General features: G+C 61.6%; 20 protein-coding genes. 15 read left to right on the top strand and 5 right to left on the bottom strand.

The window, feature by feature from the left end:
• Positions 1-145 precede the first annotated feature (145 nt).
• The 7 genes from ACX2DJ_RS09815 (at position 146) to ACX2DJ_RS09785 (ending at position 8,485) form a co-directional block, all read left to right on the top strand.
• Positions 146-1,807: an electron transfer flavoprotein-ubiquinone oxidoreductase gene (locus ACX2DJ_RS09815; RefSeq protein WP_462572333.1), complete on the top strand. Its 1,662-nt coding sequence runs from the start codon at positions 146-148 to the stop codon at positions 1,805-1,807.
• Between the two features lie 238 nt (positions 1,808-2,045).
• Positions 2,046-2,477: an endonuclease domain-containing protein gene (locus tag ACX2DJ_RS09810; protein WP_462572332.1), complete on the top strand. Its 432-nt coding sequence runs from the start codon at positions 2,046-2,048 to the stop codon at positions 2,475-2,477.
• Positions 2,477-3,274, top strand: a complete 798-nt coding sequence (locus ACX2DJ_RS09805; RefSeq protein WP_462572331.1) for a 4-(cytidine 5'-diphospho)-2-C-methyl-D-erythritol kinase — start codon at positions 2,477-2,479, stop codon at positions 3,272-3,274. The genes ACX2DJ_RS09810 and ACX2DJ_RS09805 overlap by 1 nt, the downstream gene beginning before the upstream one ends.
• Positions 3,271-3,996: an N-formylglutamate amidohydrolase gene (locus tag ACX2DJ_RS09800; RefSeq protein WP_462572330.1), complete on the top strand. Its 726-nt coding sequence runs from the start codon at positions 3,271-3,273 to the stop codon at positions 3,994-3,996. The genes ACX2DJ_RS09805 and ACX2DJ_RS09800 overlap by 4 nt, the downstream gene beginning before the upstream one ends.
• 55 nt (positions 3,997-4,051) lie before the next feature.
• On the top strand, positions 4,052-5,911 hold the full coding sequence (ilvD, locus tag ACX2DJ_RS09795; protein ID WP_462572329.1) for a dihydroxy-acid dehydratase: 1,860 nt from the start codon (positions 4,052-4,054) through the stop codon (positions 5,909-5,911).
• The gene (locus tag ACX2DJ_RS09790; protein WP_462572328.1) at positions 5,908-7,296 is read left to right on the top strand and encodes an NAD(P)H-hydrate dehydratase; all 1,389 of its coding nucleotides are present in this window, start codon (positions 5,908-5,910) and stop codon (positions 7,294-7,296) included. Before ilvD ends, ACX2DJ_RS09790 begins: the two co-directional genes overlap by 4 nt.
• Entirely contained in the window at positions 7,289-8,485 is a 1,197-nt protein-coding gene (locus ACX2DJ_RS09785) for a class I SAM-dependent RNA methyltransferase (RefSeq protein WP_462572327.1), read from the top strand. Before ACX2DJ_RS09790 ends, ACX2DJ_RS09785 begins: the two co-directional genes overlap by 8 nt.
• An 11-nt stretch (positions 8,486-8,496) precedes the next feature.
• On the opposite strand, the gene ACX2DJ_RS09780 is transcribed toward ACX2DJ_RS09785, so the two are convergent.
• A complete protein-coding gene (locus ACX2DJ_RS09780; protein WP_462572326.1) occupies positions 8,497-8,799 on the bottom strand; it encodes an acyl carrier protein in 303 nt (100 codons plus the stop codon).
• Positions 8,800-8,946: 147 nt separating this feature from the next.
• Here ACX2DJ_RS09780 and ACX2DJ_RS09775 point away from each other — a divergent pair, with 147 nt between their 5' ends.
• From ACX2DJ_RS09775 to ACX2DJ_RS09760, 4 genes are all read left to right on the top strand, one after another.
• On the top strand, positions 8,947-10,473 hold the full coding sequence (locus ACX2DJ_RS09775) for an acyl-CoA ligase (AMP-forming), exosortase A system-associated (protein ID WP_462572324.1): 1,527 nt from the start codon (positions 8,947-8,949) through the stop codon (positions 10,471-10,473).
• Positions 10,470-11,696, top strand: coding sequence for a pyridoxal-dependent decarboxylase, exosortase A system-associated (locus ACX2DJ_RS09770; protein ID WP_462572323.1), 1,227 nt, complete (start codon positions 10,470-10,472; stop codon positions 11,694-11,696). The genes ACX2DJ_RS09775 and ACX2DJ_RS09770 overlap by 4 nt, the downstream gene beginning before the upstream one ends.
• A gap of 60 nt (positions 11,697-11,756) precedes the next feature.
• Positions 11,757-11,987: a hypothetical protein gene (locus ACX2DJ_RS09765; RefSeq protein ID WP_462572322.1), complete on the top strand. Its 231-nt coding sequence runs from the start codon at positions 11,757-11,759 to the stop codon at positions 11,985-11,987.
• Between the two features lie 303 nt (positions 11,988-12,290).
• A complete protein-coding gene (locus tag ACX2DJ_RS09760) occupies positions 12,291-13,214 on the top strand; it encodes a crotonase/enoyl-CoA hydratase family protein (protein WP_462572321.1) in 924 nt (307 codons plus the stop codon).
• Positions 13,215-13,217: 3 nt separating this feature from the next.
• Here ACX2DJ_RS09760 and zapE read toward each other — a convergent pair whose 3' ends face one another.
• Genes zapE through ACX2DJ_RS09745 form a run of 3 tightly spaced genes read right to left on the bottom strand, consistent with a single transcriptional unit; the run spans position 13,218 to position 15,587 of the window.
• Complete coding sequence (zapE, locus tag ACX2DJ_RS09755) at positions 13,218-14,336, bottom strand: cell division protein ZapE (RefSeq protein WP_462572320.1); 1,119 nt, start codon at positions 14,334-14,336, stop codon at positions 13,218-13,220.
• Between the two features lie 5 nt (positions 14,337-14,341).
• Entirely contained in the window at positions 14,342-14,800 is a 459-nt protein-coding gene (locus ACX2DJ_RS09750) for a PaaI family thioesterase (RefSeq protein ID WP_462572319.1), read from the bottom strand.
• A gap of 4 nt (positions 14,801-14,804) precedes the next feature.
• Complete coding sequence (locus ACX2DJ_RS09745) at positions 14,805-15,587, bottom strand: succinate dehydrogenase iron-sulfur subunit (RefSeq protein WP_462572318.1); 783 nt, start codon at positions 15,585-15,587, stop codon at positions 14,805-14,807.
• Positions 15,588-15,831: 244 nt separating this feature from the next.
• Between ACX2DJ_RS09745 and ACX2DJ_RS09740 the strand changes: the two genes are divergently transcribed.
• Positions 15,832-16,578 (top strand): SDR family NAD(P)-dependent oxidoreductase, encoded by a 747-nt coding sequence (locus ACX2DJ_RS09740; RefSeq protein WP_462572316.1) that lies wholly within the window; start codon positions 15,832-15,834, stop codon positions 16,576-16,578.
• 146 nt (positions 16,579-16,724) lie between these two features.
• A complete protein-coding gene (locus tag ACX2DJ_RS09735) occupies positions 16,725-17,360 on the top strand; it encodes a class I SAM-dependent methyltransferase (RefSeq protein WP_462572315.1) in 636 nt (211 codons plus the stop codon).
• A 104-nt stretch (positions 17,361-17,464) separates the two neighbouring features.
• Here the strand turns inward: ACX2DJ_RS09735 and ACX2DJ_RS09730 are convergent, their stop codons facing one another.
• Positions 17,465-20,188: an Rne/Rng family ribonuclease gene (locus ACX2DJ_RS09730; protein WP_462572314.1), complete on the bottom strand. Its 2,724-nt coding sequence runs from the start codon at positions 20,186-20,188 to the stop codon at positions 17,465-17,467.
• A gap of 448 nt (positions 20,189-20,636) precedes the next feature.
• Here ACX2DJ_RS09730 and ACX2DJ_RS09725 point away from each other — a divergent pair, with 448 nt between their 5' ends.
• Positions 20,637-21,506 (top strand): N-acetylmuramoyl-L-alanine amidase family protein, encoded by an 870-nt coding sequence (locus tag ACX2DJ_RS09725; RefSeq protein ID WP_462572313.1) that lies wholly within the window; start codon positions 20,637-20,639, stop codon positions 21,504-21,506.
• Positions 21,507-21,576: 70 nt separating this feature from the next.
• Complete coding sequence (locus ACX2DJ_RS09720; RefSeq protein ID WP_462572311.1) at positions 21,577-24,096, top strand: penicillin-binding protein 1A; 2,520 nt, start codon at positions 21,577-21,579, stop codon at positions 24,094-24,096.
• Positions 24,097-24,198: the final 102 nt, after the last annotated feature.

Genomic DNA, 24,198 nt, shown 5'->3' with positions numbered 1-24,198 from the left:
CACCAGTCAAGGGCAGCAGCGATTGCGCGCGGTTCAAGGCATCCTGCCTGGGTCATACTATCCAATGCGGTCTTGACCTTCCCCGGCGCAGCAATCAAGGCTTGCCGGGAGTTTGGTCACGGAATTTTCGAAGGATGAGCCCCTCATGAGCGCCGAAGCTGTTGAACGCGAATCGATGCCCTGCGACGTGGTGATTGTCGGCGGCGGGCCTGCTGGCCTTGCGGCGGCGATCCGATTGAAGCAGATCAATGAGGCACTAGAGGTCGTGGTGCTCGAAAAGGGTTCCGAAATCGGCGCGCATATCCTGTCGGGCGCGGTGGTCGACCCCAAGGCGCTCAGCGAGCTGTTTCCCGACTGGCGCGACATGAATTGCCCGATGGCTGAAACGCCGGTGACGGACAATTGGCACTGGGTGCTCTCGAAGACGGGCAAGACCTCTCTGCCGCATCTCATGATGCCGCCCCTGATGAGCAATCATGGCTGCTACACCGGCTCGCTCGGCAATTTGTGCCGCTGGCTGGCCGAGCAGGCCGAAGCGCTGGGGGTGATGGTGTTCCCCGGCTTCCCCGCCGCCGAGGTGATGTTCGACGATGCGGGCGCCGTCATCGGCGTGGTGACGCAGGACATGGGTGTTGCTGCCGATGGCAGCCACAAGGGTGATTACCAGCCGGGCATGGAGATCCACGCCAAATATACGCTGTTGGCAGAGGGGGCCCGCGGCAATTTGACCAAGCAGATGAAGGCCAAATTCGACCTCGAGAAAGACTGCCAACCGCAGGTCTATGGCCTGGGCATCAAGGAATTGTGGGATATCGACCCGGACAAGCATGTGCCGGGTCGCGTTATCCACACGCAAGGCTGGCCGCTCAGCGAAAGCGATAGCTGGGGCGGCGGCTTCCTCTACCACCAGGCCAGTGGCCAGGTGGCATTGGGCTTTGTTACCGCGCTTGATTACAAGAACCCTTGGGTCTCGCCCTATCAGGAATTCCAGCGCTGGAAACAGCATCCGGCGATCCGCGAATATCTCGAAGGCGGCAAGCGCGTGGCCTATGGCGCACGCGCTATCAACGAGGGCGGGTGGCAGAGCGTGCCCAAGCTGGCATTCCCGGGCGGCGCGCTGATCGGCTGTGCGGCAGGCTTCGTCAACGTGCCGCGTATCAAGGGCAGCCACACCGCCATGAAAAGCGGGATGCTGGCAGCTGAAAGCATCGCTGCGGCGATCGGCGCGGGCCAGGAGCATACCGAATTGGCCGATTATGACGCGGCAGTGCGCAGCAGCTGGATCGCCGACGAGCTCAAGCTGGTTCAGAATGCGCAGCCGGCGGTTGCCAAATACGGGGCCGACATCGGCACCTTGCTGGCTGGAGCGGACATGTGGATGCGCACGCTCAAGATCGGCCTGCCGGTCTCGATGAAGCACGATCCAGATTACACCAAGACGGGCAGGGCAGACCTATATCCGAAGATCGACTATCCCAAGCCCGACGGAGTGATCACCTTCGATAAGCTGACCAACGTCGCCTACAGCTACACTAACCACGCCGAGGACCAGCCGTGTCATTTGCAGGTCGGTGACCTCGCGCTGCAGAAGGAAAGCGAACTCAAGGTGTTCGGAGGCCCATCGGCGCGTTATTGCCCGGCGGGCGTCTATGAATGGCTTGAGGACGAAGCGACGGGCGAGATGAAGTTCCAGATCAACAGCCAGAACTGCGTCCACTGCAAGACCTGCGATATCAAGGACCCCAACCAGAACATCAACTGGGTGACGCCCGAAGGCGGCGGCGGCCCGAACTATCCGAATATGTAGGAGCTCGTCATTGCGAGCGTAGCGAAGCAATCCAGCTTCGAACGTTTCGCTTTGGTCAGGCGCCGGAAACTGGATTGCCGCGTCGCCTTCGGCTCCTCGCAATGACGAAAGTCTGAAGTTTGAGCCTCACCGAAACCGCCTTCGCCAAGATCAACCTCGCGCTGCGTGTACGGCGGCGGTCATATCCTCCCCGAAACGGGGAGGGGGACCACACGAAGTGTGGTGGAGGGGCACCATCGTGATCACCGGACCTCGCCAATCGGTAAAGCTGGCCAGGAAGCTGCGCAGCGAATTGAGCTTGCCCGAAGCGACACTTTGGCGCGAGCTGCGAAAGCGCCCCGGAGGGTTCAAGTTTCGCCGCCAGCATCCTGCGGGACCGTATGTGCTCGATTTCTACTGCGCCTCGGTTCGTCTGGCGATCGAAGTCGATGGCTTCGCGCATGACAATGCCCCAGTCGCCCGTCGGGACAAGCGGCGCTCGGAATGGTTGCGATCACAACACATAGCGACCACGCGAATTCCTGCGCAGCTGGTGCTTGAGGACGTCAATCCGGTCGTGGAACGCATTGTCGAGATATGTCTTGAGCGAAAGGGTCGGATATTGGGCCAGCGGCCCGTGCCCCTCCACCAGCCTGCGGCTGGTCCCCCTCCCCCAATGGGGGAGGATTGATGCGCGAAGCCGCTTACGCCAAGATCAACCTCGCGCTGCATGTCCGGCGGCGGCGCGAGGATGGCTATCACGATCTGGAAACCCTGTTCGCATTCGTTGACCAAGGCGATGTGCTGACTGCTCAATCGGCGGAGCAGGATGAAGTTCGATGCTTTGGCGAGTTTGCCTCGCAACTTTCTGATCCCTTTGACAATCTCGTCGCCAAGGCACTCTCAAGCCTGCCGCGTCCCGGCGGGCTGGCGATCGAGCTCGAAAAGAACCTGCCGGTCGCAGCCGGGTTGGGCGGTGGGTCGGCCGATGCGGGCGCGGTGTTCCGCCTTGTCGAGGCGCTTCACGGCCTGCCCGATGACTGGCAGGCGAGGGCGGCAAAACTCGGCGCCGACGTGCCAGCCTGCGTCGAAAGCGTCGCCTGCATCGGGCGCGGTGTTGGCACCGAGCTTGAGCCTGTCGAGAACGACCTTGCCGGAACCCCGGTGCTGCTGGTCAACCCGCGCGTGCCGCTCAGCACAGGGCCAGTGTTCAAGGAATGGGACGGCACGGATCGCGGGGCGCTTCCCGTTGGCCCGGCCTCACGGATCGCCCGCGAAGGGCGCAACGACCTCGAAGCCCCCGCCATCGCCCTGTGTCCGGTGATCGCCGAGGTGCTCGCGGCGCTAGCACAGACCAACCCATGGCTTGCCCGCATGTCCGGCTCCGGCGCCACCTGCTTTGCGCTTTATGACAGCGCAGCGCAGCGCGACGGCGCACAAGCCGCAATGCCCGGCGATTGGTGGACCATGGCGGGTGCGCTGCGATGAGCGAAGCATTCCGCATCCTTGGAACTCCGCGCGCAGGCGGCGTGCTTATCGTCTCCGATCACGCCAGCAATCGAGTTCCGCAAGATATCGACCTTGGCATCGATCCGGCATTGCTGGATGAACACATCGCGATCGATATCGGGGTTGCCGAAGTGGCGGAATTAATGGTGCGCCAGTCTGGTTTTGCTGCGTTTCAGGGCAATGTCAGCCGCCTTGTGTGTGACTTCAACCGCGATGAGCATCAGCCCGCGACTATCCCCATCGCCAGCGACGGGCATGCGATACCCGGCAACGCTATCGACCATGCCGGTCACGAGGCGAGGCTGGCGCGGTTCTTTCGCCCCTATCATCACGCGCTAGAAGAGTTGCTCGATGCAGTCCCACCCGCGCTGATCCTCTCGCTGCACAGCTTCACCCCGCGCCTTGCCAGCAGCGACGAGCAGCGCCCTTGGCAGGTGGGGGTATTGTACAATCAGGATGACCGCGCGGCGCGCATCGCCATTCCGCTGCTCGAGGCAGAGGGGCTGATAGTCGGCGACCAGCAGCCCTATTCGGGCAAGCTCCTAAACGCCACGATGAACCGCCATGCCGAGGCGCATGGGCGGCCCTATTTCGGCATCGAGATCCGCCAGGACCAGATTACCGGTGCGGCGGGGCAAAGCGAGTGGGCGCAGCGGTTGGTCAAAATCTGCAATGAAGTGGCGTTGAAGCTGGCCGAATAGCCGTGTAGGGGCACTGCAAGCGCGGCATTCGCGCAATTTTCTTCCGGAGCCCACCATGCCTACCTATCGTTCCCGCACCACAACCCATGGCCGCAACATGGCCGGCGCGCGCGGGCTGTGGCGCGCCACCGGCATGAAGGATGACGATTTCGGTAAGCCGATCATCGCAGTGGTCAACAGCTTCACCCAGTTCGTGCCGGGGCACGTGCATCTCAAGGACCTGGGCCAGCTTGTGGCACGCGAGATCGAAGCAGCAGGCGGCGTCGCCAAGGAATTCAACACCATCGCGGTCGATGACGGGATCGCGATGGGGCATGACGGCATGCTTTATTCGCTGCCCAGCCGTGATCTGATCGCCGACAGCGTCGAATACATGGTCAACGCGCACTGCGCGGACGCGATGGTGTGCATTTCCAATTGCGACAAGATCACTCCCGGCATGCTGATGGCGGCGCTGCGGATCAATGTTCCGGTGGTCTTCGTTAGTGGCGGGCCGATGGAGGCGGGCAAGGTGGTGCTGAACGGCAAGACCCAGGCGCTCGACCTGGTCGATGCCATGGTCGCCGCCGCAGATGAGCGCTACACGGACGAAGAAGTGGCTGAGATTGAGCGTAGCGCTTGCCCGACTTGCGGATCATGCAGCGGAATGTTCACCGCCAATTCGATGAACTGCCTCACCGAAGCCCTTGGGTTGTCACTGCCTGGCAACGGCTCCGTACTTGCGACCCATGCTGACCGTGAAGGACTTTTCCGCCGCGCCGGGAGGTTGATAGTCACACTCGCGCGTCGCCATTACGAAGAAGACGATGCCAGCGTGCTGCCGCGCAGCATCGCCAGTTTCGAAGCTTTTGAGAATGCCATGTCGCTCGATATCGCGATGGGCGGCTCGACCAACACGGTTTTGCATCTTCTCGCTGCCGCTTACGAGGCAGAGGTCGATTTCACCATGAAGGATATCGACCGGCTCAGCCGCCGCGTGCCATGCCTCAGCAAGGTTGCCCCGGCGAAGAGCGACGTCCACATGGAAGATGTCCACCGCGCGGGCGGGATCATGGCGATCCTGGGTCAACTTGATCGGGCCGGCCTGCTGCACACCGCGCTGCCCACCGTCCACAGCCCGACACTGGGCGATGCGCTGGACGATTGGGACATCAGCCGCACGCAGAACAACAAGGTGCACGAATTCTATTCAGCAGCGCCGGGCGGTGTGCCGACCCAGACCGCTTTCAGCCAGTCGCGCCGCTGGGACGCGCTTGATCTCGACCGCGAGAATGGCGTGATCCGCAGCGCTGAACACGCTTTCAGCCAGGATGGCGGGCTGGCGGTGCTTTATGGCAATATCGCGCGCGATGGCTGCATCGTAAAAACTGCAGGGGTTGACGAAAGCATCCTCACCTTCTCCGGCCCTGCCAAGGTTTATGAGAGCCAGGATGCCGCAGTCGAAGCCATCCTGGGAGACAAGGTGCAAGAAGGCGATGTGGTGGTGATCCGTTATGAAGGGCCGCGCGGCGGGCCGGGCATGCAGGAGATGCTCTATCCCACCAGCTACCTCAAATCCAAGGGGCTGGGTGCGGCCTGCGCTCTCTTGACCGACGGACGTTTTTCGGGCGGAACTTCGGGCCTTTCGATCGGCCATGTAAGCCCCGAGGCGGCTGAAGGCGGCGAAATCGGGCTGGTCGAAGAAGGCGACATCATCGCAATTGATATTCCGAACCGTTCGATCTCGCTTGAGGTTGACGAGGAAGTGCTCGAGCAGCGTCGTGCCGCGCAAGAGGTGAAGGGCTGGCAGCCCGCGCACGAACGCCCGCGCAAGGTTTCCACCGCACTCAAGGCTTACGCTGCCATGGCGACCAGCGCAGCACGCGGGGCCATACGGGATATTTCGCAGCTTGATCGGAACCAGGGGGAACCTTGAATCAGGTTCTCACAGTTGCCCAGATGCAGGCCGCCGAAAAGGCGCTGATCGATGGCTGGACCAGCGCCGATGCCTTGATGGCGGTAGCCGGCCAGGGTTCGGCCGAGTGGGTCTGGCGCCTGGTAGCAGGCAGACCGGTGACCGTGCTCTGCGGGCCCGGCAATAATGGCGGCGATGGCTATGTGATAGCCGAGAGCCTGCGCGCGCGGGGCTTGCCGGTGCAAGTGGTGGCCCCGATCGCACCAAAGACAGACACGGCAAGAAATGCCCGCCGCTCCTACAGGGGTGTTTTGCTTAGTTCCGGCAAGCAGGCGAAGGGGTATGTGCTGGTCGATTGCCTGTTCGGTTCCGGGCTTACCCGCCCGCTAAGTGCCGAACATGCATTGCTGCTGCGCGATCTGGCCGAACGCCACCCGGTGCGCATTGCAATTGACCTGCCTTCGGGCGTCGAGAGTGACAGCGGTGCGCTGCTCAACGATAAATTGCCCGAATACCGGCTGACGATTGCGCTTGGCGCGTGGAAGTTCGCTCATCACCGCTTGCCCGCCCGTGCGATGATGGGCGATCTGAAGCTCGTCCCGATCGGGGTCGGTGCGGTCAGGGGTGCTGCGCAATTGATCTGCAAACCGCGCATCTCAAGGCCCGCGCAAGATGCGCACAAATACACCCGCGGGCTATGTGCCATCGTGGCTGGGACGATGCCCGGCGCGGCGCTTCTCGCCAGCCAGGCTGCGATGCGTGCAGGGGCTGGCTACGTGAAATTGCTGGCGCACCATGTTCCCATCGCTGCGCCGCCGGGCCTGGTGATTGATCAATCCCCGCTTGATGAAGCCACAGGGGACAGGCGGATCACGGCATTGCTGATTGGTCCGGGGCTGGGGAGGGACCGCGAGGCGGAAGAACGCCTGCAAGGGGCACTTGCTTGCGGCAAACCCGCGCTGCTGGATGCGGATGCGCTGATGCTGTTAAAACCGCAGATGCTGCCTGAAGCAGTGCCGTTGCTGGCAACGCCGCATGACGGCGAGCTTGAAGCTCTCTGCCACAGCTTTGCGGTGGTTGCATCGGGCCGTCAGGCGCGCGCGCTGGCCCTTGCGAGGGCGAGCGGCATGGTGATCCTGGCCAAGGGGCCTGATACGCTGATTGCCTCGCCCGATGGGCGGCTTGCCGTGGCGCCGCCTGCACCAAGCTGGCTGTCAGTCGCGGGATCGGGCGACGTACTGGCCGGGATCGCGATCAGCCGCATGGCGACCGGCGCTGATCCGTTCGAGGCCGCGTGCCAGGCAGTTTGGTTGCATGGTGAGGCGGCGCGGCAGTGCGGTGCAGCTTTCACAGCGGATGATCTTGCGCTGGCCGTTTCCGGCGCTATCGCCGCAGCCTGTGACTGAGCCTGACCAGATTATTCGTATCGCCTCGCAGGGCGACGGCGTAACCGCTGATGGAAGGCACGCGCCGGGCGGCGTTCCGGGCGACATGTTGCGCGCCAATGGCTCGCTGGAGCATGGCCCGCATCATGTGGAGCCGCCATGCCGGCACTACGCCAACTGCGGCGGATGCCAGTTGCAACACGCCGACGAGCAGGCACTATCGCAATTCGTTACCGAGCGTGTGACCTTCGCCGCCAGGAAACAGGGCATCGAGATCGGGGAGCTTCTGCCGACGCATCTCTCGCCGCCGCTCAGCCGCCGCCGTGCGACGCTGCACGCCTTGCGCGCTGCAAATGGCGCGGTGATCGGGTTTCGCGAAGCGAGCTCGCACCGGATCGTCGATCTTCATGAGTGCCTCGTTCTGCGGCCAGAGCTGGCGCAGGTCTTGCCTGCGCTGCGCAGCTTCATTGCGTCCCACGCGGACAAGCGCCCGATCGATATAGAGCTTACACTGGCTGATCAGGGCGTTGATTGCAGTTTTAAGCACCTGACGCTCGAGGGGCTCGCCGCGACAGAGGCCGCGCTGGAGCTGGCGCAGGCATGTGGTCTGGCACGGTTGTCGCTCGACCAGGGTTATGGCGCTGAAATCATGTGGGAGCCGCAGCCGGTCACTATTACGCTTTCGGGCCGCCCGGTCGGGTTCCCGCCGGGCAGTTTCCTGCAAGCCACGCAGGACGGCGAGGACAGGCTGGCCGCCGATGCAAAAGACTGGATCGGGGATGCGACCAGTGTGGCTGACCTGTTCGCTGGGCTGGGTACATTCGCTTTTGCGCTTGCCGGGCCTGCGAAGGTGCTGGCAGCGGAGGCTGCACGCGATGCCCATCTGGCTTGCAAAGCAGCGGCGGGAGCCGCTGGCCTGCCAATTGCTGCAATGCACCGCGACCTGTTTCGCAATCCGCTCCAGCCCGAAGAACTGAACCGCTTTGAGGCAGTGCTGCTGGACCCGCCGCGCGCTGGTGCGAAGGAGCAGGTCGGGCAGATTGCCGACAGCAGCATCAACCGCGTCGTCTATATCAGTTGCAATCCGGTCAGCTGGTCGCGTGACATCGCGCGGCTCATCGAAGCAGGATTCAGGCTGGAGAAATTGCGCCCGGTTGGCCAGTTCAGGTGGTCAACGCATGTCGAGCTCGCGAGCTATTTTACCCGCTAGCGCAGGAGGGCTTAGCCCTGGATGACCTTCATTTCAGCAAAAGCGAGCAGCCCGCCGTAGGTTTCGAGCATTTCGGCATCGACATCATCGTCATCGATGAGGATTTCAAAGCGGTCCTCGATCTCCGTGAAGAGCCCCGCGACAGCCATGGAATCGAGTTCCGGCAAGTGGCCGAACAGGCCCGAATCCCCCTCGAAAGCCGCAACGACATCGGGGGCGAGCCCCAGCACATCGACCAATATGGCCTTGAGCATGCGGTCAATTTCGACACGGCTCCGGCCAAGGCCGGATTGCTGTTCCTGTTCGTCTGACATGCTGTTGGCGGCCATCCTTTGGCGGTCCCTCGCAATCGCGTAAAACGGGCGCTCCCATTAGCGGTGGGGGCAAGCTGGTGCAAGATAGCGAAAATGTGGCGAATCCGTGATTGACCGCGCACCGATCCTTGGGTTTGGTGCGCCACAATGACCGCTGTGCTGGACCTTGCCCCGAAGCCGATCGACCACATCGCGGAATGCGGGGCCGATAGCGATCGCGCACTTGTGCTGCGCGACGAGACCCTGAGCCATGCCGATTTGCGTGTGCAGGTGGGGCGGCTTGCCGCATGGCTGGCGCATGAAGTGCCGGAGAAGGGCGCACGGGTGGCAAGCTGGGCCGCCAAAGGCGAACTGACCTGCCTGATGCCCCTGGCGGCAGCGCGGGCGGGGCTGGTGCATGTGCCGGTCAATCCGCTGCTCAAACATATGCAGGTGGCGCACATATTGGCCGACAGCGGCGCAAAACTGCTGATCGGCACGCCCGCGCGGCTCAAATCGCTGGGTGAGGGCGATGTCCCTGCCCAATGCCGCCTGATGGATGAGCAGGCCGCACTCTATGCCGCCGCTGAACTGGGCGGGCACTTGCCGCCTTCTGCAGCTGGTCCAGATACGCTGGCGGCGATCCTTTATACTAGTGGTTCGACCGGCAGGCCCAAAGGGGTGATGCTGAGCCACGCCAACATGTGGCTCGGCGCGGTCAGCGTAGCCCATTATCTCGGCATGGCGGCAGATGATGTGACCTTGGCGCTACTGCCGCTGTCGTTCGATTATGGCCAGAACCAGTTGCTCAGCACCTGGTATGCAGGCGGATCGGTGGTGCCGCTCGACTACCTGTTTGCGCGCGACGTTATAAAGGCTTGCGCCAGGCATAACATCACCACTCTGGCAGCGGTTCCGCCGCTCTGGGTTCAGCTGACCGAGCTCGAATGGAGCGATGAGGCGGTGGCACCGATGCGGCGGCTGACCAATAGCGGCGGCGCGCTGACAACCGATCTTGTCCGCAGTCTGCGCCGTATCTTCCCCGATGCGCGACTTTTCCCGATGTACGGGCTGACGGAAGCATTCCGTTCGACCTATCTTGATCCGTCGCTGGTCGAGAGCCACCCCACTTCGATGGGCCGGGCGATCCCCTTTGCCGAAATCCTGATCATGAACGATGCGGGCGAGCTCGCCGCGCCGGGAGAGGAAGGCGAACTGGTCCATTGCGGCCCGCTGGTGGCGCAAGGCTATTGGCAGGATCCCGAACGAACGGCGGAGCGGTTCAAACCTGCGCCAGCCACGTCGAAATATGGCGGAATCGCGGTCTGGTCGGGCGACAGGGTCCGGCGAGACGAAGACGGTTTGCTGTATTTCGCCGGGCGGCGAGATGCGATGATCAAGAGCCAGGGCAATCGCATCAGCCCGCAGGAGATCGAGGAAGCCGCGCTCGCCACCGGACTTGTCGCGGAAGCTGTCGCTTTGGGAATTGCCGATCAGCGGCTAGGGCAGGCGGTGCATCTGGTGGTGCGGGCAGAACTTGGTGCGGAGGATCCGCAGGCGCGCCTGCCCAAGCTGCTGGCAAGGGAGCTGCCCAATTTCATGCAACCGCAATTTATACATTGGCGCGACGCGATGCCGCTCAACCCCAACGGCAAGATCGATCGCACGGCACTGACCAAGGAGCTTGGCGCGTGAAGCCGCTTGGTCCGATCCCTGCGGGATACGAAGCGCTTCGCGGTGAGCTGGCGATTGGCGGCAAAACGGCAAGCGAGCTGGTGGCGGAGGCGGGCGGCACGCCGTGCTTCGTCTATTCCCGGTCACATATCGACCGCCGGGTTGCGGACCTGCGTGCGGCAATGCCGGCGCGGCTCGGGATCAATTATGCGGTGAAGGCAAATCCGTTTCCACCGGTCATCGCGCATATGGCCGGTTTGGTGGATGGTTTCGATATTGCATCTGCAGGTGAGCTGGCACTGGTTCAAGCTGCGGGGATTGATCCCGCGCGCGTCAGCTTTGCCGGGCCGGGTAAGCGCGACGAGGAGATCGAAGCGGCGATCGGCGCCGGGGTAACGCTCAATTGCGAAAGCGAGGGCGAGGCGCGCCGCGCGCTCGCAATCGGCGAGCGACTGGGTGTGGCGCCGCTTATCGCGATCCGGGTCAATCCCGATTTCGAGCTTAAGGGTTCCGGCATGAAAATGGGCGGCGGTGCCAAGCCCTTTGGCGTGGACGCCGAGCGCGTACCGGCACTCGCGCGCGAAGTGATCGGGGCTGGTGCGCAATGGCGCGGCCTCCATATTTTCACCGGCAGCCAGGCTTTGAGCGCAGATGCCATCATTGAAGCGCAGGCCAATGTCTTGGCGCTCGCCGATCGGCTTGCGACCGGGATTGGCAGGCCATTGCCCAAGCTCAACATGGGCGGGGGGTTCGGAATTCCCTATTTCCATGGTGACGAGCCGCTCGATATCGCTGCGATCGGATCTGCACTGAAGGAAAAATTTTCTTCGCTGCCTGACAATCTGGATGGCACCGATTTGTGCATCGAACTGGGTCGTTACCTTGTTGGCGAGGCAGGGGTCTATCTCACGCGGATAGTCGATCGTAAGCAAAGCCATGGTGTGACCTATCTCGTCACCGATGGCGGGCTGCATCACCAGCTTGCGGCATCAGGCAATTTCGGCACGGTGGTGCGGCGCAACTATCCGCTCGCCATTGCATCCCGCTACGAAGCAAGGCCTGATGAAGAGGTCAATGTGGTCGGATGCCTGTGCACCCCGCTTGACCGGTTGGCCGACCAGGCGCACTTGCCATTTGCGGACGTGGGTGATCTGGTCGCGGTATTCTGTGCCGGAGCCTATGGCGCCAGCGCCTCTCCCGCCAGTTTCCTTGGCCATGGGCCAGCCGCGGAATTGCTGGTCTGATAGCCTAAACCGATTGTTCACCAAATCTGCCTAGCATTCCACCCATAGGGAGCATCAGGCATGAGTGAACACGTCTATCTTGACCCGGCGAGCGCCGAACCGGCATCGTTCATCAATCAGGCGATGGCCGAGATCGAGCGTCAGTTGACCGCGCGCGATGCGAAGATAGTTGCGCTTGAAAAGCGACTTGATGAGCAGGAATATTCCGTGCGCCGTGTGCTCGATATGTTGATCGAATGGCTCGAAGAAGAGCCTCGCCCGGGGATACGCACGGGCGCCCATCAAGACTGAGCCGCTTGCCCGCAGTTTACGGTTTGAAAACCATATTGAAATCCATGTGTGGCCTTTAGGCCGCAGTCATGCCGCGAGCCCAGCGAAACTGCGGCTTAGACTTGCGCGGCCAACGGCGCGCATGGTGCTGGCAGGTCTCGCCTGATCAGATTTGCGAGTCCGTTCGCCCCATCGTTGAAATTTTCCGTTTGCCAAGCGAGTCCGGTGTCGCCTAGATTCCATTTGGGTTCGGGGTTTTACTGGAAACAATGTAATTGTTTTGCAGTAAATATGCTGTTCGGGGGGACAAGAGGGCGCGTAATTATGGATAGTGGTGTTTCGCGAGTCATATCCTTGTCCGATGACGAGGAACTGTTTGCCGAAAGCGCAATCCACCAGTCGATTCCGGTCGATCTGCTCGCACTCGAACAGCTTGATATCCTGTATGACGATCGGTCTGCTGCGCTGTGGACCTTCATGAAACCTGATGGGCGGCCCAGTTTCACCCCGCCGATGCTGCATGATTTCGAGCGTTGGCAGGAACTTATCGCAGACGGATTTGGCGAAGGAAAGGTTCCCTTGCGTTATCTGATCCTTGGCAGCCGCGCACCCGACGTGTTCTGCTTTGGCGGCGATCTCGCATTGTTCGAGCAGCTCATTCGCAACCGTGATCGCGAAGGGCTGGTGGCATACGGGCACCGCTGCTGCGCTATCCTTGATCGCAATATCCGTTGTCTTGACTTGGAGATGTTGACTATTGGGCTGGTGCAAGGAGCTGCCTTGGGAGGCGGTTTCGAAGCTTTGCTGTCTTTTGACTTCATCGTTGCAGAGAAGACGGCAACGTTTGGCCTTCCTGAAATCATGTTCGGCCTGTTTCCCGGTATGGGGGCCCATGCATTGCTTAGCCGCAAGCTGGGAAGCGCCATGGCCGAACGGATCATCCTCTCGAACGAAACTTTCACGGCCGAACAGATGTATGAATTGGGCCTGGTGCACGAATTGGCGGAACCGGGTGACGGGATCGGCGCCTGCAAGCAGTTCATCAAGAAATCCGAACGGCGCCATGCCGGGCTGGTCGGATCGCGCCGGGCGATGAAGCATGCGTGGAAACTCGATCTGCAAGAGCTCAACCGGATTACCGAAATCTGGGCCGATACTGCGCTTGAGCTGCGCGAGCAGGACCTGAAGGTCATGAACCGGCTCGTCGCTGCACAGGCCCGCCTCGCGGAGCGGATCGCGGCCGCTTGATCCCTATTCCTTGCTGCCGTGACCTTGCGCCATGTAATCGGCGCTTTGCATTTCCTTGAGTCGGCTGACCGTGCGTTCGAATTCGAATGCGCCATCGCCCGAATCATATAGCTCGTCCGGGGCGGCAGCGGCGGTTGCAAACAGTTTCACGCGATGTTCGTATAAAGCATCGATCAACGTTACGAAACGCGCCGCCTCGTTGCGCATTTCCGGCCCCATCTGCGGGATTCCGACAATGATCACAGTGTGATAGGCGCGCGCAATCGCCAGGTAATCGGGGGCGCCGCGCGCCTCGCCGCACAGCCGCTTGAAGCTGAACACACCAACGCCTTTTAGGCTCTTGGGGACATGCAGCACCCGCCCGCCGCCAAGGTCGAGCGATCCGCTGGGCACATGTTCGGCGTCTTCGGGTTTGTAGTCTGTCAGGCGGAAGAACACCTCGCGTACCTGCGCCGTCGCCTCATCGCCAAGCGGCGTGTGCCAGCTGGCGATCCCCGCCAACCGGTCAAGCCGGTAATCGACCGGGCCGTTAAGCGGCAAAACGTCGAGCCGGTCATGGATCAGGTCGATGAAAGGCAGAAAGTGCTCGCGGTTGAGCCCGTCCTTGTAGAGATCGCGCGGCGGGCGATTGCTGGTGGTGACGATGGCAACCGCCTCATCCACGATCAGCGCGCGGAAGAGCCGGCTCATGATCATGGCATCGGCGGAATTGTTCACCACCATCTCGTCAAAGGCGAGGCAGCGAATGTCTTCTGCCAGCGCCCTGGCCACAAGGGGGATCGGATCGCCGCTCTTGCCTTTGCGGGCATCGCGCAGCAGCGCGTGGACTTCCTGCATGAAGGCGTGGAAATGCACGCGGCGCTTGCGGTTTATGTCCAGCGTTTCGATGAAAAGGTCCATCAGCATGGATTTACCGCGGCCCACACCGCCCCACATATAGACGCCCTGCGGTGCCTCAGGCTTGCGGTTGAGCGCCCGCCACAGCACCGAACCTCGCTTCGGAACGGATTCCAGCTCGGCCTGCAACCGCGCCAGCCGCTTGGCAGCGGCCCGCTGATCGGGGTCAGGCTGCAATTCACCGGCCGCAATCAGCGCTTCATAGCGGGCAAGAACGCCGCTCATTGAATTCAATCCCGCGGCACGAACTTGCGAATGATTCCGCTGAAGGCGGCGATACGGTCATCTTCCTGCACAACTTCGCCGCGCACGAACACCAGCTTACCGGTTTCGCGCATGATCTCGGTCACCGCGTCGAGCGGGCGTGACGGATCACCGCCGCCGATGAACTGGGTCGAGAGTTCCAGCGTCACGGACGGGCCGGCATTGCCGCTGCCCAACACATGCATGGTGGTGAACAGCGAGATGTCGATCAGGGACAGCGTGATCGCCCCATGAATGATCCCCTGAAGGTTTTCATGCTTGCGCTCTGGAAACATGCGCAGGCGGCACTTGTCGCCTTCCTGACGGGTGATGAGCTTGCCCATCACCGCCCCGTTGAACAGCGTTTCGTCCTTGAGGTTCCAGTTATACCAGCCCGGATTATCCGGATCGGGCCGGTGATCGAATACGTCGTCCTTCAAAGCCACCGGATCAGATCGCGCGCTCAGCCATCATCTTCTTGGTTTCTGCGATTGCCTTGGCCGGGCTGAGGCCTTTGGGGCAAACGTTGGCGCAATTCATGATGGTGTGGCAGCGATAAAGCCGGAACGGATCCTCAAGCTGGTCGAGCCGTTCGCCGGTCATCTCGTCGCGGCTGTCTGCCAGCCAGCGATAGGCTTGCAGCAGGATGGCCGGGCCCAGGAACTTGTCCGAATTCCACCAGTAGCTGGGGCAGGCGGTTGAGCAGCAGGCACACAGGATGCACTCGTAAAGACCATCGAGCTTTTCGCGCTGCTCGGGCGATTGCAGCCGCTCCTTGCCGCTTGGCGTGGGAGTGACGGTCTGGAGCCATGGGCGGATGGAGGCATATTGCGCATAGAAATGCGTGAAATCGGGCACCAGATCCTTGATCACTTCCATGTGCGGCAGCGGAGTGATGCGGATTTCGCCCGGCAGATCTTCAATTGCGGTGGTGCAGGCAAGGCCGTTGCTGCCGTTCAGGTTCATCGCGCATGAGCCGCAAATTCCCTCACGGCAGGACCGGCGGAAGGTCAGCGTGGGATCGACCTCATTCTTGATCTTGATTAGCGCGTCGAGCACCATCGGCCCGCACTGGTCCAGATCGAGCTCGAACCTGTCATAACGCGGGTTCTCGCCGCTGTCGGGATCATAACGGTAGACCTTGAAACTCTTCACCCGCTTGCCGCCATCGGCCTTGTGGGTTTTTCCCTTGCCGGTGATCTTCGAGTTCTTGGGGAGGGTGAAGGTCGCCATGAGATGATAATCCTGTTGCTTTGCGCCCCCTATCTAGCGGCTTCACCGCTGAGGGCAAGCGGGGGCATGTTGAGACTTTTGACAGGGCGATTGAGCGAATTCGAACTGCAGATGATAGCTCGGGGCTTCAGCAGGATGGAACACATGGAACACAGTCCTGGAACAAGAAAATTCCCGGGGGATCGCGCGCAGTCAAATGCGGGAAGGGAGGGAACCTTGCAGCCATGCCGCGCGTCTACACGCCATGGGTAATGTAGGACAGCAAGGCGGTAACTGGCCGCAAGCTGCGGCGGTGTTCGGGGCGTCGGGCGGGATTGGCCGCGCGCTTTGCAAGGCATTGCAGGAACGCGGGGCAGGGTGGATCTATGCCGGTTCGCGCAGTGGCAAGGTGCCGCAAGGTGCCTCGATAACGCCTTTCAGCTTCGATCTCGAGCAGGAAGGTAGCATCGCCGATGCAGTCAGCCTGATGCGCGGCGAACCGCCCGATCTGGTGATCGTCGCCACCGGCGCTCTGAGCCTGGGCACCGGAACCGGCCCTGAGAAGAGCTACAGAAAACTTGACCCCGGGGCCATGGCGCAAGCGTTTGCGCTGAACACGATTGGTCCTGCGCTGATCGCCAAGCACGTGCTGCCATTGATGCCACGTGACCGGCGAAGCGTGTTTGCTGTGCTTTCCGCCCGCGTCGGTTCAATCGGCGACAACCGTCTTGGCGGTTGGCACAGCTACCGCGCCAGCAAGGCCGCGCTCAACATGCTGCTGAAGAACTTCGCGATCGAGCTGGGCCGCACCCATGGCCAGGCAGTAGTCGTTGGATTGCATCCAGGTACGGTGGACACCGCGCTGTCGCAGCCGTTCCAGTCAAACCTGCCGGAAGGCCAGCTTGCCGCCCCGAAACAAGCGGCAAGCAACCTGCTTGGCGTGCTGGATACGCTTGGCCCGGCGCAGTCGGGAAAGGTATTCGACTGGAAGGGCGAGGAAATAGCTGCCTAGGGTAAGCCTTGCCCGTGCCGGTGCAGGATGCATTTGACGGAAGAATGTTCGTTCAAACAGGCACGCGCTCCAATGAAAGGCTTCTTGCCATCCAAGGTGATGCGTCATAGCCTTTGCATCCAATGTGAATAACGAGGCCCAGTTCGATGTCATTCAAGCAATGGTATGATGCGCATCTCATGCCGCGCCTCGTCACATTTGCTTGCGGGCAGGGCCAGGTGATGAAGCGGCGTTCGCAGCTGGTGCCCCTCGCAAGCGGTGACGTGTTCGAGCTTGGCTGCGGCGGCGGTCTGAACCAGGAATTCTACCAAACCAGCTTGATTTCCAGCTTTAGCGGGATTGATCCGCACGCCAGCTTGCTGGATGCGGCACGGGAAAGAGCGCGAGCCAGGGGATGGGATGGAAATATTCGCGAAGGCGTGGGCGAAGACATCCCGTTCCGTGACGCCAGTTTTGACACGGTGGTGTGCACATTCACCTTGTGCTCGGTCGACGATCCGCAACAGGTTATGTCGGAAATGCGCCGAATTTTACGGCCGGGCGGGCGGCTGCTTTTCCTCGAGCATGGCCGCGCGCCCGATCCAGATGTCGCGCGGTGGCAGGACCGGATCGAGCCGGTGTGGAAAAAGATCGCGGGCAATTGTCACCTTACGCGGCCGATTGGCGCAGCGCTGCGGGGGGCGGGCTTCGAGGTCGAGCCACTGGGGCAGGGCTATCTGCCCAAAGCGCCCCGTTTTGCCGCATGGAACGAGTGGGGCGTCGCGCGTAGAACCGGACTCTGACCCGACGGTTCCGAACTAGATCTGAGCCCTGACGCCTGACCTTTGACGGCAAACGGCGGCACGGCCTGAGCCGCACCGCCGCGCCAGATTTGCAGATTTGCCTTTTATTCGCCGAATGTGCGCTGCCACCAACCGCGTTTGGTATCACCGCTGTCAGCGCCATTGTCCTGTGCGGGCGCAGCTTCAGCGGATGCCGTCTCAGCCGCATCTTCGCTAGCCTTTGCCTTTCGCGGTGTACGCTTGCGCTTGGGCTTTTCTGCGGGTTCGGCCTCAGCTTCCGGAGCGGTGTCAACAGGAGCTTCTGTTGCCTTTGCTTCGCTCGCCTTGTTCTTGCGCGGAGCGCGCTTGCGCTTGGGCTTTTCTTCAACTTTGGCCTCTGGCTCGGTTTCCGGCGCGGCTTCGGTTTCCGCCTCTGCCGCAGCCACCGCTTCGCCGGCCTTGCTCTTGCGCGGAGCGCGCTTGCGTTTGGGCTTCTCTTTCGCTGCGGGTTCTGATTCGGCTTCCTGCTCGCCAGAAACCGCGACGTCTCCTGAAACCTGCTCGCTGGATTCGCCGCGTTCTGCCGCCGCTTCTTCGGTTACTCCGGCTTCATCGCCATCGCCCCGTTCTTTCCGGCGGCGACCGCGCCCACCGCGGCGCCGACGTTTCTTGGGCTTTTCATCGTCCTCGTCCTTGCGAGAAGGGGCTTCATCGCGATCTTCGCGATCTTCGCCATTCTCGCCCGCGTCAGAATCATCCTCGTCATGCTCATCACGCTCATCGCGCTCGTCATGGTGCTTCTTGTTGCGGCCGCGCCCGCCACGGCGGCGGCGGCGCTTCTTCTTCGATGAACCGCCATCGTCATCTTCGTTTTCGCGATCTTCCTCGTCGAACTCTTCGTCCGTCAACTCGTCGTCGTCATCATCTTCGACGTGGATCGGTTCGAACTTCGGTGCTTGGGTGGGGCGTGGGCCGGCGCTGGACACACTCATCTTGGCGCCTTCATCCTCGCCTTCGGGGACCACTTCCACGGTCACGCCATAGCGGGATTCGATCTCTGCCAGATCGGCACGCTTGGCATTCAGCAGGTAGATGGCGGCTTCGGTGCTTGCACCAAGGCGGATCAGCGCGCCTTTGCCCTTGGCGGCTTCGTCTTCGATCAGGCGGAGCGCCGAAAGTCCGGCCGAGGATGCGGTGCGCACCAGGCCAGTGCCGTCGCAATGCGGGCAATCGCGGGTGGTCGCTTCGAGCACACCGGTGCGCAGGCGCTGGCGGCTCATTTCCATCAGGCCGAAACCCGAAATGCGGCCTACCTGGATGCGCGCACGATCGTTCTTGAGCGCATCCTTCATCGCCTTTTCGACTTTGCGGATGTTGGAATTGTATTCCATGTCGATGAAGTCGATCACTACCAGGCCGGCCATGTCACGCAGGCGCAATTGCCGGGCAATTTCCTTGGCCGCTTCGAGATTGGTCGAAAGCGCAGTCTGCTCGATCCCGTGCTCCTTGGTCGAGCGGCCCGAGTTGATGTCGATCGAAACCAGCGCTTCGGTGGGGTTGATTACCAGGTAGCCGCCCGATTTGAGCTGCACCACCGGATCATACATCGCGCGCAGCTGGTCTTCAGCGCCATAACGCTGGAACAGCGGAACCGGATCGGAATATGCCTTCACCCGGCGCGCATGGCTGGGCATTAGCAGCTTCATGAAAGCGCGCGCGGATTTGTATCCTTCCTCGCCTTCGACAACGACTTCCTCGATTTCCTTGTTGTAGATGTCGCGGATTGCGCGCTTGATGAGATCCGAATCCGAATGGATCAACGCGGGCGCCGTCGAGGATAGCGTTTTTTCACGGATCTCGTCCCACAGGCGGGCGAGGTAGTCAAAGTCACGCTTGATTTCGGTCTTCGTGCGGCTGAGCCCGGCAGTACGCACGATCAGCCCCATCGACTTGGGCAGCTCCAGATCGGAGACGACTGTCTTGAGCCGCTTGCGGTCATTGGCCGAGCTGATCTTGCGGCTGATCCCGCCTCCATGCGATGAATTGGGCATCAGCACGGTGTAGCGCCCCGCAAGGCTGAGATAAGTGGTTAGCGCAGCGCCCTTGTTGCCGCGTTCTTCCTTGACGACCTGCACCAGCAGCACCTGGCGGCGCTGGATAACGTCCTGGATCTTGTAGCGGCGGCGCAAGGCCTGGCGGCGCGCGCGCACTTCGTCGACTTCCTTGGCGCGGCTCTTGCCGCCTCCCTGGCGGCGGCGGCCACGGCGGCCGCGATCATGCCCGGATTTCCTGCCGTCATTTTCGGCGTCGTCGGCTGAATCGTCTTCATCCGCTCCATCGTCCGAATACTCGCCGTCATCATCGTCGCCATTGCCATCGACATGGCCATCTTCGATCGTGGAAACCTTGTCCTTGTCACCGGTGTAGATTTCCTCGACCCCGTCCTCGGCCAGGTCTTCGGCCAGCGCTTCGGCTGATTCGTCGTCCTCGGCGTCATATTCGTCGCCGGGGATTTCGCCGCGATCTTCCTCTTCGGCACGCAGGCGAGCTTCTTCTTCGGCTGCCTCTGCTTCCTCGGCAAGCAAGGCTTCGCGGTCGGACTGCGGGATCTGATAATAGTCCGGGTGGATTTCGCTGAAGGCGAGAAAGCCGTGCCGGTTGCCGCCGAAATCGACGAACGCTGCCTGCAGCGACGGTTCGACCCTGGTTACCTTGGCGAGGTAGATATTACCCTTGATTTGCTTGTGTTCGGCAGATTCGAAATCAAATTCTTCGATCCGGTTGCCTTTGAGCACCGCCACCCGCGTTTCTTCCGGGTGGCGCGCGTCGATGAGCATGCGCGTTGACATTGTAAATTCTCCGGGCGCGGGGGCAGGGTGGCCTGAAAAGGGCCTGCGCGCGCCGATGTGTGTGTGAAGATATATATGTGCTGCGGGCCATATCTGGCCGCGCAGCGGGATGTGTTCTGCCCGCGCCGCTAAGCGTGACGAGCGGAAAAACCAAATGCGTGTCTGCGAGTGCGAGATTGCAGCATTCTGCTGCGGCCCGGCCGGCAAACTCCGTCGCGCGCACCTGGCGCGGCGTCCGGAATTGCTGGGTGGGCTGTCTAGTCACTGCATCAACCTGTTGTGAAGTCCGGGAAAGATTTTCGCCAGACAGCGGCTTTATCCGGCCAAGCCTTGCCCCACTAAAGGGCTTTCGGCCAACTGGCACCGCCACCAGCGCTGCTAGCACCGTGGGTTTCAGGCCGCAACCATATTGCGCTTTGCCGCATCAACGCCGTAACAATGCTTCGCAATGAGCTGGCGTGCCCACATTGCTGCAATCGTGCTGATTCCGCTGGCCGTGATCGGCGGGCTGGTGGGCGCGGGAATCCAGGTGCCTGTCCCGCAATGGGGCCGCGAATACGTGCTACGCTTCTTGATGCCGGAGATCGCCGAAGCAGTCGCGCTGCCGCCGATCTATGGTCCGCAAGACCCAACGCTGCCGCTGGTTGTGATCGATGCGGGGCACGGGGGGCGCGATCCGGGTGCGATGGGCGCGGATGTGCTTGAGAAGGATATCACGCTTGGCCTTGCGCTGGCCCTGCGGGACGAGCTGGTGCAGCAAGGCGGTATTCGTGTTGCCCTCACTCGCGAAGATGATCGCTTGCTGGCCCTGGCAGAGCGACCGGATATCGCGCGGCGGATGAATGCCGACCTTTTCCTGTCAATCCATGCCGATTCGGCAGGCGAAAAAAGTGCGATCAGCGGAGCGAGCCTCTACACGCTTTCGAAACGCGCTTCGAGTGCAGCAGCAGCCCGTTTTGCACGCGCGGAGAACGATGCCGACCGCCTCAACGGCATTTCGATCGAAGACCAGAGTGACGAAGTAAGCGCCATCCTTGTCGATCTTTCGCAGCGCCGGTCACAGGTTGCTTCAACCGAATTCGCCAATCTCGTGATCCGGGAAGGCGAGGGCAAGCTGGCGTTCCACCCTCAGGCCCAGCGAGCCGCGGACCTTGTCGTGCTGCGTACACCTGATTTGCCATCGGTGCTGTTCGAAGCAGGATTTGTTACCAACGAAGCGGACTCGGCGCGGCTCACATCGTCTGACTGGCAGGAGGAGTTTGCGACAATCATGGCGCGCGCGATCCGGATTTATTTTGTTCGTCGCAGCTCGCCCTGACACATTGCACCTTCATTCGTCGATTAGCGCCTAGCCTATCCCGAAATTCCCATGCTATTGCCCAATACGAATGAACGATCCCGCCATGACTGACACCGCCCGCATCGATCTCGCCTATGTTAAGGCACGCCTGAAGGGCGACAGCGCGATGGCGCTGGCCTGGTTCCGTGCCAATTGGCAGGCGCATCGTCTCTTCCGCTGGGGCGTGGCGGGAGTGGGCGCCTTTGCATTGCTGATGGTGGCGGTGTGGATATTGCTCGCGCGTGATTTGCCCGATGCGGAAAGCCTGCTCGATTACGAAACCCCGCTGCCCACGGTGGTGCGCGGGGCGGATGGCGGGATCGTCTATTCCTATGCCCGCGAACGCCGTGTGCAGTTGCAATATGCCGATTTCCCCCAACAATTGATCGAGTCTTACCTGTCAGCCGAGGACAAGACTTTCTTCAGTCACGGCGGTGTCGACATCACCGGCACACTCAATGCGGTGTTCGATTACGCCCGCAAATTCGGCTCCGGCGAGCGAGCGGTTGGCGGTTCGACGATTACCCAGCAAGTGGCCAAGAACCTGCTTCTGGGGGATGAATATTCGGTCACCCGCAAGCTCAAGGAGATGATTCTCGCGCGCCGTATCGAAGGCGTGCTGACCAAGCAGGAAATCCTTGAGCTTTACCTTAACGAGATTCCGCTCGGGCGGCGCAGTTTCGGCGTGCAGGCGGCAGCTCAAGCCTATTTCGACAAGGATGTTGACCAGCTCGATCTCAACGAAATGGCCTTTCTTGCGATCCTGCCCAAGGCGCCGGAACGTTACGGACGCTCTCGCTATGCCGATCTGGCGATCGAGCGCCGCAATTTCGTGCTCAGCCAGATGGAGCGCAACGGATATATCAGTGCTGAGGAAATGCGCGCGGCGCAGGCTCGGCCATTGGGGGTTGTCAGCCTGCGTCGCGAACGATCGGTAGATGCCGGTTATTTCATGGAAGAAGTCCGGCGCCAGTTGCTCGATCAGTTCGGCGAAAATGCCGAGGACGGCCCCAACAGCGTCTATGCCGGTGGCTTGTGGGTCCGCACTTCGCTTGATCCCGAGTTGCAGGATGCGGCGCGCAATGCCCTGCGCGCAGGCTTGCTGCGCTATCACGGAAATCGCGGGTGGACTGGACCGATCGCCACCATTGACGTCAGCAAAGGCAATTGGACGAGCCAGTTGCAAAGCTCATTCCTGTCGATCCGGTATCAGGACTGGCGCATCGCAGTTGTTACGGCACGTTCCGGGGATAGCGCGCGGGTCGGCTTTTCCGATGGTAAAGAGGCGCCGCTCGTCAATCCGCCGAGCTCACTCAAGGCGGGCGATGTGATTGCGGTAGACCCCTCATCGTCCGGCTTTCGCGTGGCCATTATCCCCGAGGTATCAGGCGGCTTCCTGGCGCAGTCAGCGCAAACCGGCCGAGTGCTGGCGATGCAGGGCGGGTTCGATTTTCGCCTGAGCGATTTCAACCGGGCAACACAGGCCGAACGTCAACCCGGATCGACTATCAAGCCATTCGTATATGCAAGCGGGCTGGATCACGGGATGACCCCGGCCACCGAAGTGCCAGACCAGACATACTGCGTTTACCAGGGCGCCAATCTGGGCGAAAAATGTTTCCGTAACTTCGGCGGGGAATCGGGCGGGGTGCACACCATGCGCTGGGGGCTGGAGCAGTCGCGCAATCTGATGACAGTGCATGTTGCGATGGAAACCGGCATGCCCGAAGTGGTCGAAACCTTTCAACGGGTGGGGATCGGTTCTTATGAACCCTATCCCGCATTCGCATTGGGCGCCGGTGACACCACTGTGATGAAGATGGTCGGCGCTTACGCCGCGCTGGCCAATCACGGCCGCCGCAATGAACCCAGCGTGATCGATTATGTTCAGGACCGGCACGGCAAGGTTATCTGGCGTGCGGACAAGCGCCGCTGTGACAAGTGCAACATGGCCCAATGGGATGGCCAGCCGATGCCGCGCTTCGGGGTCAAAGGGCAGGAAGTGATGGACCCGCGCACCGCCTATCAGGTGGTGCACATGCTCGAGGGCGTGGTCCAGCGCGGAACAGCAGTGCGCCTGCGTGATCTCGATTTGCCGCTGTTCGGAAAAACCGGCACCACCAACGGGCCCACCAATGCCTGGTTTGTGGGCGGTTCGCCTGAAATCATTGCCGGTGTTTATGTCGGATATGACCAGCCGCGCAACCTGGGCGGCTGGGTGCAGGGGGGCAATACGGCGGCGCCGATCTTCAAGGAATTTGTCCAGGCGACGCGGGACCGCTGGAGCGATCGGCCTGCGGTTGCCCCTGCCGGAATCCGCATGGTGCGGATCGACCGGCGCAGTGGAAAGCGTGTGTTCGACCAATGGCCGACTGACGATCCGCTTTCGGCGGTAATCTGGGAAGCGTTCAAGCCTGATACCGAACCTCCGCGCGCCACCCGCCAGGACCGGATTACGGCCTTGCGCGATGAATTGCTCGCATTGATCCGCCGCGCTAGGGAGGGCCGCGGGGCGACCAGCGACGGTCAACCTAGCAATTTTGTCGAGGAACAGGGCGGAATCTATTGATTTGCTCTGCTCCCGCGGAACCTGCCTTGGGGCGGTTGCGCCCGATCGCGGTTGCGCCCGGGGCCAGCATCTGCGTGCCCTGGCCGCTTTACAATCACATGC

The sequence above is a fragment of the Altererythrobacter chaiwopuensis genome, from assembly GCF_054957755.1.
The sequence above is the reverse complement of the archived record's forward strand: the minus strand, read 5'-3'. Positions and strand labels throughout refer to the sequence as shown.

Coding starts and splice junctions, on each gene's coding strand:
- ACX2DJ_RS09815 (WP_462572333.1), top strand. CDS start 146: ATGAGCGCCGAAGCTGTTGAACGCGAATCGATGCCCTGCGACGTGGTG.
- ACX2DJ_RS09805 (WP_462572331.1), top strand. CDS start 2,477: ATGCGCGAAGCCGCTTACGCCAAGATCAACCTCGCGCTGCATGTCCGG.
- ACX2DJ_RS09800 (WP_462572330.1), top strand. CDS start 3,271: ATGAGCGAAGCATTCCGCATCCTTGGAACTCCGCGCGCAGGCGGCGTG.
- ilvD (WP_462572329.1), top strand. CDS start 4,052: ATGCCTACCTATCGTTCCCGCACCACAACCCATGGCCGCAACATGGCC.
- ACX2DJ_RS09780 (WP_462572326.1), bottom strand. CDS start 8,799: ATGTCAGACGAACAGGAACAGCAATCCGGCCTTGGCCGGAGCCGTGTC.
- ACX2DJ_RS09775 (WP_462572324.1), top strand. CDS start 8,947: ATGACCGCTGTGCTGGACCTTGCCCCGAAGCCGATCGACCACATCGCG.
- ACX2DJ_RS09765 (WP_462572322.1), top strand. CDS start 11,757: ATGAGTGAACACGTCTATCTTGACCCGGCGAGCGCCGAACCGGCATCG.
- ACX2DJ_RS09760 (WP_462572321.1), top strand. CDS start 12,291: ATGGATAGTGGTGTTTCGCGAGTCATATCCTTGTCCGATGACGAGGAA.
- zapE (WP_462572320.1), bottom strand. CDS start 14,336: ATGAGCGGCGTTCTTGCCCGCTATGAAGCGCTGATTGCGGCCGGTGAA.
- ACX2DJ_RS09745 (WP_462572318.1), bottom strand. CDS start 15,587: ATGGCGACCTTCACCCTCCCCAAGAACTCGAAGATCACCGGCAAGGGA.
- ACX2DJ_RS09740 (WP_462572316.1), top strand. CDS start 15,832: ATGGGTAATGTAGGACAGCAAGGCGGTAACTGGCCGCAAGCTGCGGCG.
- ACX2DJ_RS09735 (WP_462572315.1), top strand. CDS start 16,725: ATGTCATTCAAGCAATGGTATGATGCGCATCTCATGCCGCGCCTCGTC.
- ACX2DJ_RS09730 (WP_462572314.1), bottom strand. CDS start 20,188: ATGTCAACGCGCATGCTCATCGACGCGCGCCACCCGGAAGAAACGCGG.
- ACX2DJ_RS09725 (WP_462572313.1), top strand. CDS start 20,637: ATGAGCTGGCGTGCCCACATTGCTGCAATCGTGCTGATTCCGCTGGCC.
- ACX2DJ_RS09720 (WP_462572311.1), top strand. CDS start 21,577: ATGAACGATCCCGCCATGACTGACACCGCCCGCATCGATCTCGCCTAT.